The organism is Tenacibaculum agarivorans (assembly GCF_001936575.1).
Lineage (GTDB): Bacteria > Bacteroidota > Bacteroidia > Flavobacteriales > Flavobacteriaceae > Polaribacter > Polaribacter agarivorans.
In genome coordinates this window covers 176888-188587 of the sequence record NZ_MSMP01000007.1, presented here as the reverse complement: position 1 = coordinate 188587, position 11700 = coordinate 176888, and the positions used below count along the sequence as shown (strand labels likewise).

Here is an 11700-nt window from a genome sequence, read left to right as displayed (position 1 = left end):
TACAGGGTGATTTTAGTACTAGTACCAGTACTAATTTTTAAAATTAAGTATCAAATCCCTTCTATTAGAGATGTTTAGTTTTTGGTAGATGTTTGAAATATGCGTTTTCACAGTATTTAAACTAATGTGTAACTCATTAGCAATTTCTTTATTTGTTTTACCATGAATAATAAGTTCCTTTATAGCAATTTCTTGTTTTGTTAAATCTACTGTAGTGACTTTCTTTTTGGTAGTTTTTAAAATGTATAGTATAATGAGGACAATACTGATAAACAAAAGTATTGCTATCATTCTGATAAAACGGAATTTTTTATCGGTATTAACAACAGAAATTTTGAGTAATTCGTTCTCTAAAAAAATATATTGATCGCTAGAAATTGTACTATTTTTTAAATCTTTTAAGAAGTTTGTGTAATAGCTAGTGTTTTTTAGTACATCTTTTTGGAGTAATTTCTTTTGATGTAATTGTTTAATACTATCTAATTTAATAAAGAGAGTGGTATCTTTTTGATTTGTTTTATTTTTCTGAATAGATCGATCAAACAAATCTTTTTTGAACTCATAATTTACTTTTTTGACGTTATAAAAAAAGCTGTTATGTGTTGCTTTTACAAATTTATCAGGTGATATGTTTTTAGAAAAAACAAAACTAGATATAGAAAGAAATAGTAGAGTATATATTTTTCTAATAGACATATTATTTTAAAATAATCCATTTATTTGAGCATCTATTCTATCGATAATATACCCTAAATCTTCTTGATTATCGACAAAGTCTAGTTTATTGACATCTATAACCAACAATTTCCCTTTATTGTATTTACTAATCCAAGCCTCATAACGTTCATTTAATCGACTTAAATAATCTATACTAATTGAACTTTCGTAGTCTCTACCACGTTTATGAATTTGTCCAACCAATGTAGAAATGTCAGCACGTAAATAAATTAATAAATCAGGGGCATTAACTAACTTTTCCATCAATTCAAATAGAGAGGTATAGTTGCTAAAATCACGATTGGTCATTAAGCCCATTGCATGCAAGTTAGGAGCAAAAATATGTGCATCTTCATAAATAGTTCTATCTTGAATTACATTTTTACCAGACTCTCTAAACTCTAAAATTTGACGAAACCTACTGTTCAAGAAATAAACTTGTAAATTAAAAGACCAACGCTCCATTTCACCATAAAAATCATCCAAATACGGATTTTCATCTACAGATTCAAAATGAGGTTGCCAATTGTAATGTTTTGCTAATAATTTAGTTAAGGTAGTTTTTCCTGCGCCAATATTACCTGCTATAGCTACGTGCATTTGTTTTGGTTTTAAAGCCGGTCAAAATTACATATTATTTCCGACTATTTTTATAATGGGGAGGTTTTATTTACTAGAATATAACTGTAAATTTCACAAATTAGTATATGGTGTTTATGAATTTTTTTATTCAATATTGAGAACAGTTTTTTTGTAATATCAACAAGTTAATTTATAACCATATCCACGAATATTAATAATTTCTATAGAAATATCTTGCTGTAGTTTTTTTCTAAGTTTAGAAATAAAAACATCCATACTACGAGCATTAAAAAAATCATCATTACCCCAGAGCTTTTTTAAGATAAAAGAACGATCCAAAACTTCATTTTTTCTTTCTATTAGGTGATATAGCAGTTGACTTTCTCTGTGTGTAAGTATTATGGTTTGATCATTAAAAAACAATTTTTGCTTTTCATAATTAAAAACGTATTGACCAATACTAATACTCTCATTATTCCTTTTTAAAGTAATTCTATCTAGTAAATTATGAACTCTTACAATGAGTTCTTCCATAGAGAATGGTTTTTTTAGATAATCGTTACCACCATGTTTAAAACCATCTATGACATCTTTGGTTTGTGATTTTGCAGTTAAAAAAATAATAGGAATCGTGGCGTTTTCTTGCCTGATTTCCTGAGCTAAAGTAAACCCATCTTTTTTGGGCATCATTACATCCAATACCAAAATTTCAGGTTGTTCTTTACAGTATATTTTATAAGCTTCTTCACCATTTAATGCATGAAATACCTCGAAGTTTCTAGTTTCTAAACTTTCCTTTACTATTTGTCCAAGACTGGGCTCATCTTCAGCTAATAATAGTTTAATATTTTTATTCATGCGGTAATAGAATTTTAAATGTAGTTGCTTCAGGAGTAGAAGTTAACTGAATACTCCCTTTGTGTTTTTCAATAATCTTTTTTGTGTAATATAGCCCAATACCAAAACCTTTTACGTCGTGAGTATTTCCCTTAGGAACTCTATAAAATTTATCAAAGATTTTTTCTTGTTGATTTTTATCTATACCCAAACCATTATCAGATACACTTATTTCAATTTCTTTGTTGCTGTCCTTACAAATAAGCTTAATCATATTTCCTCCATATTTTATGGCATTATCAAGTAAATTAGAAATAGCATTCTCTAAATGAAATGGATCAACTTGAATGGTTAATGTTTCAATATTTGAAGAAAAGAGTATTTCTTTTTCCGTTGTAAATAATTGATGTTTATTACTAAGTTTTTCTAATAGATGAATAATATCAATAGGTTCTTCTTTTAATAATAATTTTTCACTATCAAGTGTTGCTGTTTCTAATAGTTTTTCTACCATTAGATGTAATTTTTGAATTTGATGTTCCGAAATTGCTATATACTTTTTGGTTTTTTCCACATCTTGCACAACATTAAAACTAGTAATAGCTTCTAAAGCGGTGGATACTGTAGTTATTGGAGTTTTAAATTCGTGGGTAATATTACTAATCAAATCATTTTTTATTTCGGCCAATTGTTTCTGTTGTTGAATCACTTTTAACAGATAGAATAAGCTAGAAATTACTGCTAGAGATAACAATAAAGAAAGTAATATTCCAGTAAAACTTCGTTTTAAAATTTCAATACTAGGACTTGTATATTTTAGTTTTAAATTACTTTTTGAAGGTAATCTTGGGGAATCTGATCTAAGTATTTTAAAATTGTTTTGAGAAAAATCTTCAAAATTTATAATTTTTTTATCCTTAATAGAGTATTCAAAACTATAATTAGCATTTATTTTTTTTCCGTCTAACGAATTTTTTAATAATGAATCTATTTCGTTAATATCTAATATACGTTCATCCATTATATCAATAATCATTTTTAGTTTGTTTTGGAAATATGAATTATCCTTAACAGTTACTATTTTGGTGTAATTTTTAATAGTATCAAAACTTTTTACAGTAATTTTTTTCTGATTTAAAAGAGGAGAAGAAAACTTCTTTACAATACTATCTAGCGAATAATTTTTAGAAATTTTTCTTTTTTTAGGTAAACTATCTTTATTGTTTAAATAATAGCTTTTTTCTAATTTATATTTTTCATTTACTAAAGGGAAAATAATGAATAAACTATCCATTGTTTTAATATAATCGTTTTGTGGATTTTCATTTCTTCTAAAACTATTCAAATAGATAGCGACATCAGATCTCGTAATATAATCATCTACAGCATCTTCAAAACTCTCTTTAATTTCGTTATGAACTCTCTGTTTATTAAGCTGGTAGTTTTTATAATTCCAATAAAATTGTACAATTAAAGTTGTAATAATTGTTATGATTATGAAGTAAAAAATCCAGTTATATCTTTTAGTATTCATGCTTCAAAAATACATTTATATATGCTTAAATATAAGTCGATTAACACTAGTTAACACTAGTTAACTTTACTGATTAGATTTTGTCTACATCTTTGTGAAATAACTTAAATATAAAAATAAAAAAGATGAGAATTATTTTAATAGTATCATTTATGATTTGTTTCATTTCACAGGGACAAGAATTTCAAGGGAAGGCAGTATACAAAACACATAGAAGTTTTGAAAAGAACAAAGCAGAAGTTAAAGGTTCTGAAGATAAGGAGCTAGATGATTACATTATGAAAAGATTAAAGAAAATGTTTCAAAAAACATTTACACTAAATTTCACAAAAACAAATTCTACATATACAGAAAATCAAGAGTTAGAGCCTGAAGTGCAAACTGGGGGAGTGAATGTTATGGTTTTCGGAAATGGAGGAGCTAACGATGTACTGTATAAAAATACATCAGAAAAAAGATATAGTAATAAAACCGAAATTAGTGGAAAACGATTTCTTATACAAGATGTTTTATTAGACCCAGAATGGGAAATGACAGATGAAACTAAAAAAATTGGAATATATACATGTTACAAGGCAACAAGAACTAAAGAAGAAGAAAGAGTGTCTCATATGATGACGGATGGAGAGGTTGAAGAAAAAAAAGAAAAAGTAACAGTAGTGACTACAGCATGGTTTACTCCTGAAATCCCTGTAAGTGATGGTCCGTCAATGTATTGGGGGTTGCCTGGTTTGATTTTAGAAGTACATGAAGGTAAGCAGTCGATTGTTTGTTCTGAAGTGGTTCTTAATCCAGGCCAAAAAATAGAAATAAAAGAGCCTACTAAAGGTAAAAAGGTAAACCAAAAAGAAATGGAAGCCATTGTAAAAGAAAAAACTCAAGAAATGATTGAAAGATTCAAAAGTAAAAGAGGAGGAGATTCTATGAGCATTGAAATTAGGGGCTAATTTTTAAGAAATAGATTAAACCATTATGATTTTTTGTTGTCAAAGTAACACAACTAAAAATCAATCAATAATGAAATTATTTTTTACTAGTCTACTTATTTGCTTCACTTTTATAGGTTTTGCTCAAAATGATTTTTACGGTAAAGCGGTTTATAAAACTAAAACAACATTTGATGCTGATCGATTCAATAATAGGCAAATGTCTGAAGAGCAAAAGAAAAGAGTTTTAGAAGGCATGACAAATATGTTAAACAAAACTTACATTCTAAATTTCAATAAAAATGAATCAATATATAAAGAAGAAGAAAAATTAGAAGTTCCAGGAAAAGGCAATTTTCGATTTAGTAGCATGTCAATTGGTACACTATACAAAAACACATCAGACAAGATTTTTTTAGAGAAAAAGGAATTTTTTGGCAAAAACTTTTTGATAGAAGATGATGCTAGTTTACCACAATGGGAAATGAGTGGAGAGACAAAAAAAATAGGAAACTATATGTGTTATAAAGCAATAATGCTGAAGGAAACAAATGCTTTTGATTGGAGTAGAAGGGAAAGACCAAAAAGAGGTGGAACTAAAAGGAGTAGACAAACTCCAGAAGAGAAAAAAAAGCCTAAGGAAGTTTTAGTTACAGCTTGGTATACTCCTCAAATACCAATAAGTAATGGTCCGGCTGATTTTTGGGGTTTACCTGGATTAATTTTAGAAGTAAATTCTGATAGAACAACAATTTTATGTACTGAAGTAGTATTGAATCCAAATGAAAGAATTGAAATAAAGCAATTAACTAAAGGAGATAAAGTAACCAGAGTAGAATACAACGAAATTGTAAAAAAGAAGATGAAGGAGATGAGAGAAATATGGAGAGGTCGTAGAGGAGGCCGATCTAGGCGTTAAGAAATATTCAACAACAAAATTTTAGGAATGAAAAAAATAGTACTCTTGGCAATTATTTTAATTGCTAGTTATGCTAGTGCCCAAATTAAACTAACAGGTGTTATTTCAGATGCAAATGGAAATGTCCTAGAAATGGCCAATATAATTGCAATGAATCAGCAAACAAAAAAAATAGATTCATATGGATTTACGGATGCATTTGGGAATTATAAATTGAATTTGAAGAGAAATTCAAAGTATAGTATTAGAGCTAGTTATGTAGGAATGAAAACAAGAGAGATTCTAATTACTACAGAAGAATCTGAATTAAATAAAAACATAGTTTTAGAATTAGATAATACCTTAGATGAGGTAGAAATTATTTCTAAAATGCCAGTAACAGTTAAAGGAGATACTATTGTGTATAATGCCGATTCTTTTAAGAGTGGTACAGAAAAAAAATTAGGAGATGTGCTTAAAAAACTGCCTGGAGTAGAAGTAAATGATGAAGGGGAAATTCAGGTAGAAGGTAAGACGGTTAGTAAAGTAATGGTAGAAGGGAAAGATTTTTTTGATGGAGATTCTAAGTTGGCTACCAAAAATATACCTGCGAATGCAATTGATAAGGTTCAGGTACTAAAGAATCATAGTGAAGTACAACAAATGAGTAGTGTAACGGATAATGAAGATAATATTGTTATCAATTTAAAATTAAAAGAAGGAAAGAAAAACTTTTGGTTTGGAGAGATTTCAGTAGGAATTGGTATGGCACGTGAAGATACAAGGTATATAGTACATCCTAAATTATTTTACTACAGTCCAAAATTTAGTTTAAATCTAATTACCGATTTTAATAACATAGGAGAAGTACCCTTTACTCGACGAGACTATTTTAAATTCACAGGAGGTTTTAGAGGTTCTGGAGGAAGAGGTACAGGGTTTAATGTAGCTTCTTCAGATATTGGTTTTTTAACGTTGAGAAATAATAAAGCTAAAGAAATAGTTTCTCGTTTTGGGGCTTTAAACTTTAGTTATTCGCCTAAAGAAAATTGGGATGTAAGCGGTTTTGCTATCTATTCAGGTTCAGACACTGATTTAGAAGAGAATACTATACGAAATTATTTAAATCCAGATGAAAATGATAGCCAATCTATTGCAACAGAAACTACAGAAAGCTTAACAAATCAACAAAGTGATTTAGGCTTAATTAAATTAAGTTCAAGTTATAAAGCAAATACAAATAATCAATTAGACTATGATATTTTTGCAAAGGTCTCTGGACAAAAAGAAAATCAATTATTAACTTCAAATAGAACAACTATTGATGGAAATGTAACCTCATTACCTATTACACAATTAACAAGTCAGAATCCATTTTCTATCAATCAAAATGTAAATTATTACTATACATTAAATGAGAGTAACATCTTTGCTTTTGAAGCGCAACATTTATGGCAAGATGAAGATCCGTTTTATAACGCACAATTATTACAACTATCATTTTTTAATCAATTAGGACTTACCAATCAGTCATTATTTGATGTTTCACAAAACAAAAGAGTTAAAACAAATAAATTGGATGCCAAGTTAGATTACTATTATGTGATTAATCCTAAAAGTCATTTAAATCTCACGTTAGGTACAACTTTAAGCAATCAGCAATTTAATTCAGATGTTTTCCAAGTATTAGATAATGGAGACCAAGTACATATTTCAAATCCGAATACAATTAATGATGTAGCGTATACTTTTGACGATTATTATTTAGGCTTGCATTATAAATTCATTACAGGTATTTTTACCTTTAATCAAGGTTTTACAGCACATAAATATTCGGCAGTAAATACACAATTGGGTAGTGTTTTTGATAATAGTTTTACAAAACTTCTACCAGATGCTTCGGTAAAATTAGCGTTAAAAAAATCGGAAACCTTACGATTAAATTATAGTCAACAAGTAAGTTTTACGGATATTAATAGAGTTGCAGAAAATTTTGTGTTTAATAATTATAACCGTTTATACAGTGGTAATAGAGAGTTAGAGAGTTCATTATCTCATACTATAAATCTAAGTTACTTCAGTTTTAATATGTTTAATTATACAAATGTTTTTGCTAGTGTAAATTATAGTAAATTAATCGATGCTGTAAAAGGAGTTACTGTCTTTAATGGTGTAGATCAAGTCTCTAGTTCTATTAATTCAGCGTTTCCAGATGAAACGATTTCTGCGAATGCTAATTTTCAAAAAAGTTATAGAAAATTCAAGATTACTTTAGGCGGTAATCTAGCATATGCAGTGTCAAATAACCTTTTCTTTTCTAGAGAAATTGGAGAAAACGAAAACAGAGAATCGAATTCATTTACACAATCTTACAGAACAAGATTTAGTTCTAATTTTAAAGATTTTCCAAATTTTGATATAGGTTATAATGTAAGTATTAATACCTATGATCAAGGAGGAATAGTAAATACGTTTACGACCCATAGTCCTTTTGTAAATTTTGATGCATTTATTACGGATAATTTGATATTTAATACTAGATATACGTATAATAACTTTAGAAATCAATCTAGCACATTAAATGACTATAGTTTTTGGGATGCAGATTTAAGCTATCAAAAAGGAGATAGTAAATGGGAATATAAAATTAAAGCAACCAACTTATTAAATACGAAATCATTAAATCAAGATGATTCAAATGCTATTTTTAATAGTTCTTCGGTATATATAGTTCAACCTAGGTTTCTCACCTTTTCAGTTACTTATAATTTATAAAACAACAAAAAGCTCCTTTAAAAAAGGAGCTTTTGTTATCATGGATTCTTTTTTATCTATTGATAATTATTTTTTTGTTGACTTCTTTTTCTCCATTTTTAATTTGAAGAATGTATAAACCAAAACCAATATCAGAGAAATCAATTCTTTCTGTAAAGAAAGTAAGATCACTTCTATACGCCATGGTTTTTAATAATCTTCCTGTATAATCATATAAACGTAACGTTACTGGAGTATTAATATCGTCTACATCAAAAGATAAGTTGATATTATAATCTTTAGTAGGGTTAGGACCTAAACTGAAACTACTGAATACATCGTCTTTTTGTCCCAAATCACTTTCAAGAATTACTAGAGAATAGTCTTCCGTTTCTCCAGATTCTGTATTGTGATCTATATCACAAGCCCCTTGTCCAATGGCAATATTACCATCAAAGTATTGTATAAGCACTCGCATACGAATTTTACCTAATACAGCATTATCAGGAACAGTTATTTCAGCCGTAGCGGTAGAAATGGTATTTCGATGTTCTCCTAAATCATATTTTTCAGTATCATTATTAAATCTACTATCATTATTCCAGTCAATGAAAACTAGACAGTTATCTTGAAAACCTCTGGTGTTAAATGTTACACTTATGGGATAGGTTTTTCCTCTCGCTAATGATGTTGAGATACTAGTGAAATCTTGATAACCATCATCAGGTTCAGGATCATGGTCGTCTCCAGAGTCATGATTAATTGCATTAAAACTTACATTAGAAATAAATTCACTTTCAATAACTTGTTGAAAGTTAGATTGACAAAAATTTTCTTCTTCTGTGGTAAATTGACTAATAAAAGAATATGCTCCATCTCCACAGATGTTTTTAGGTCTAACACGCCAGTAATAGGTAGTACCCCACTCTAAAAAATCAGGGATTTCATAATTACTATCCGTAATGTTTTCAGCAGAAAAAGCTATAGTATTAAACTCGTTATCTAAGGCTAATTGTACATCGTATGAAGTAGAATTAAAGCTGTCATTCCAATCTAATGTTAAGCGATCCGTAGTGATATTAACATCATTATTACTAGGGAAATTGATTTGTATCTCATCAAAATCATCATTGTATACGGTTAAATCTGGAAGATCAATTCGTCTAGTTACAGCAGTAGTAACAGATTGTCCTTCAATAGTGATACTATAATTTTGAGGTGTTACATTATTTAAATTGTTAATGGTAACTGTTATTGGTCCTGGCGCAGTTAAATTACTAGGATTTAAGGTTGCAGTAGCATTAGTTGGTAAATTAGAAACAGAGAAATTTACTTCGTCAGAAAATCCTCTTAGGTAGTCTACATTCACTACAAATTGAGTAGAAGAAGTAGTAGATGAGCAAATTTCTTGATTAGCAGAAGTGTTTGAAAATGAAAAAGTTGGTCCAGAATCTAAAATAGTGATGTTTGCACTATTCACATTATAAAAAATGTTATCTGCTGCTTCTACTAGTATTCTACCTTCATCGGTAGGATTATTAGGAACTGTAATTTCTTGACTACCATCGTTAGGAACATTTTGAGCTAAAATAGTTGGGAAAGTTTGTCCACCATCAACAGATAATTTAATGGTTACGTTCTGACAATTTATTGGGGCTTGATTAGTAGTAGATGTATCCCATGTGATGAGTTTAGTAGATGCCGCATCCCAAGTTACAGCAGAATTCTGTGAGGTTACTACAAAAGGTTCAGCATCAGCAACTGTTATTTTCACATCATCTCTTCCTGTGGTTCCACCTCCAGCTCTATTATCTCTCACTAGCAAGGAAAAGTTCATTTCTCTAGCAACATTTGGCAGTACTTCCCATTGAGAAGAGGTGCCGTTAACAACTGTTTGTAATGTTGGGAAGTATCGGTTTGTAACAGTAGTAGGAGGCAATGATCTAAAAAGAGCTCCGCCTGTACTATCTGGATTCGGTATTGGATCAGTAATTTCATTATCAATTTGCTCCCAACAATACGTTAGCGTAGCATTATCTTCTGCATCAGTTGCAGATCCATTTAACATTAGAGGAGTAGATTTTGGAACAGTATAATCGGCTCCAGCATTTACAGTCGGATTAGTATTCCCTGTATCAGCAGTAGTGGCACAATTTCCTCTAGCATCTATAAAGTTGTTGATTTCTTGGATAGAAATTGCATGAAAATAATCATCACTATTATTTTGAACATTTTGAGGAGCACAAATTCCTGCATAAGCCATTATAGTACTACCACTTCCAGGTTCAACAGCTGTAGGGTTATTTCTATTTACCCCTGCGCAGTTTCCTGTATCACCATTGAACGTATGATGTCCACCAAATTGATGACCTATTTCATGTGCAACAAAATCAACATTAAAACTATCTCCAATAGGCGAAGGTAACCCTGTTACACCATTAGCTTTAAAATTTCCACATACTGAACCTAGTACAGCAACACCACCACCTCCGGTAGAGAAAATGTGTCCAATATCATAGTTAGCAGTGCCTATTATATTGTCAGTAACTGCTTGGTTTTCGTCTAATAATTGACGTCCATTAGTATTTGTAAAGTCATCCGTGTCTGGATCTAAGAAAATTAATGGATTAGCCCCACCCACAAGCACTATATTCATAGTAACAGATAAATCTCTTTCAAAAAGTCCATTAACTCTAGTCATGGTAGTATTCATGGCAGATAAAACAGCAGCTCTTTGCTGTGCTTCACTACCCGTCTCTACTCCTTGATTTCTAATATGAAATTGTGCATATTCTCCTGTACAAGATAAAGCTAATCTATATGTTCTTAATAAACCATCATTACTAATTCTGTTAGATATAGGATTCTTATTTTTAGAATTTTCTATTTTCTCTACTAAGTCGCATCCAAAATGAGATGCTTTAGCTTTAATATTTTTTCTATTATAAGCTATATATACGTTATCCTTTGTATAAGGATCTATATAAAAAGTTTTATGTTTATGAGAGTATATAGTTACATGTACTCCATCAGCTCCAATGCTTATTTTACCCGTAGTAGATGCATCTTTACTATTTTGAATATCATAAGAACGAATAAAATCAAAGTCAGTGTGTAAAGGCTGACCAAAATTAGTATGTTCTTTAATGTAAAAATCAGATAGATTTCCTGAATTATCTGGAAGTCTGATTATTTTTTGAGTTCCTTTATTTTTTTCATTAAGTTCTTTTTGAAATGCAGTAAAATCAAGACTATATAAGTTGTACTCTTTAGGTTCGGTATTTATAAAAACCTTTTGACCTTTTTGCGCTGTATTTTCTGAATTGAGTTTTTTCCACGAACTTTGCGAAAAAATAAAACTTACATTTAATAGGAATAATAAAAATAAAATTCTCTTCATTATAGGATAAGAATTATGATGTAAACATTGAAAAAAAAGGGACTTACATCAG

At 29.5% G+C, this 11700-nt stretch carries 8 protein-coding genes; 3 read left to right on the top strand and 5 right to left on the bottom strand.

The window, feature by feature from the left end:
* Positions 1-30: 30 nt before the first annotated feature.
* The 4 genes from BVC87_RS23920 to BVC87_RS07315 form a co-directional block, all read right to left on the bottom strand.
* Positions 31-696, bottom strand: coding sequence for a response regulator transcription factor (locus tag BVC87_RS23920; RefSeq protein WP_075341711.1), 666 nt, complete (start codon positions 694-696; stop codon positions 31-33).
* A gap of 6 nt (positions 697-702) precedes the next feature.
* On the bottom strand, positions 703-1317 hold the full coding sequence (locus BVC87_RS07325) for a deoxynucleoside kinase (RefSeq protein ID WP_075341710.1): 615 nt from the start codon (positions 1315-1317) through the stop codon (positions 703-705).
* A gap of 159 nt (positions 1318-1476) precedes the next feature.
* Positions 1477-2157 carry a response regulator transcription factor gene (locus BVC87_RS07320; protein WP_075341709.1) on the bottom strand — a complete coding sequence of 227 codons (681 nt, stop codon included), beginning with the start codon at positions 2155-2157 and terminating at the stop codon, positions 1477-1479.
* Positions 2150-3670, bottom strand: coding sequence for a sensor histidine kinase (locus BVC87_RS07315; RefSeq protein ID WP_075341708.1), 1521 nt, complete (start codon positions 3668-3670; stop codon positions 2150-2152). The genes BVC87_RS07320 and BVC87_RS07315 overlap by 8 nt, the downstream gene beginning before the upstream one ends.
* 125 nt (positions 3671-3795) lie before the next feature.
* Here BVC87_RS07315 and BVC87_RS07310 point away from each other — a divergent pair, with 125 nt between their 5' ends.
* From BVC87_RS07310 to BVC87_RS07300, 3 genes are all read left to right on the top strand, one after another.
* On the top strand, positions 3796-4617 hold the full coding sequence (locus tag BVC87_RS07310; RefSeq protein WP_075341707.1) for a GLPGLI family protein: 822 nt from the start codon (positions 3796-3798) through the stop codon (positions 4615-4617).
* Between the two features lie 70 nt (positions 4618-4687).
* A complete protein-coding gene (locus tag BVC87_RS07305) occupies positions 4688-5515 on the top strand; it encodes a GLPGLI family protein (RefSeq protein WP_075341706.1) in 828 nt (275 codons plus the stop codon).
* Between the two features lie 27 nt (positions 5516-5542).
* Positions 5543-8269 (top strand): TonB-dependent receptor, encoded by a 2727-nt coding sequence (locus BVC87_RS07300; protein WP_075341705.1) that lies wholly within the window; start codon positions 5543-5545, stop codon positions 8267-8269.
* A gap of 52 nt (positions 8270-8321) precedes the next feature.
* Here BVC87_RS07300 and BVC87_RS07295 read toward each other — a convergent pair whose 3' ends face one another.
* Positions 8322-11648 (bottom strand): reprolysin-like metallopeptidase, encoded by a 3327-nt coding sequence (locus tag BVC87_RS07295; protein WP_075341704.1) that lies wholly within the window; start codon positions 11646-11648, stop codon positions 8322-8324.
* Between the last annotated feature and the right edge of the window lie 52 nt (positions 11649-11700).

Coding starts and splice junctions, on each gene's coding strand:
- BVC87_RS07310 (WP_075341707.1), top strand. CDS start 3,796: ATGAGAATTATTTTAATAGTATCATTTATGATTTGTTTCATTTCACAG.
- BVC87_RS07315 (WP_075341708.1), bottom strand. CDS start 3,670: ATGAATACTAAAAGATATAACTGGATTTTTTACTTCATAATCATAACA.
- BVC87_RS07325 (WP_075341710.1), bottom strand. CDS start 1,317: ATGCACGTAGCTATAGCAGGTAATATTGGCGCAGGAAAAACTACCTTA.
- BVC87_RS07305 (WP_075341706.1), top strand. CDS start 4,688: ATGAAATTATTTTTTACTAGTCTACTTATTTGCTTCACTTTTATAGGT.
- BVC87_RS07320 (WP_075341709.1), bottom strand. CDS start 2,157: ATGAATAAAAATATTAAACTATTATTAGCTGAAGATGAGCCCAGTCTT.
- BVC87_RS07300 (WP_075341705.1), top strand. CDS start 5,543: ATGAAAAAAATAGTACTCTTGGCAATTATTTTAATTGCTAGTTATGCT.
- BVC87_RS23920 (WP_075341711.1), bottom strand. CDS start 696: ATGTCTATTAGAAAAATATATACTCTACTATTTCTTTCTATATCTAGT.
- BVC87_RS07295 (WP_075341704.1), bottom strand. CDS start 11,648: ATGAAGAGAATTTTATTTTTATTATTCCTATTAAATGTAAGTTTTATT.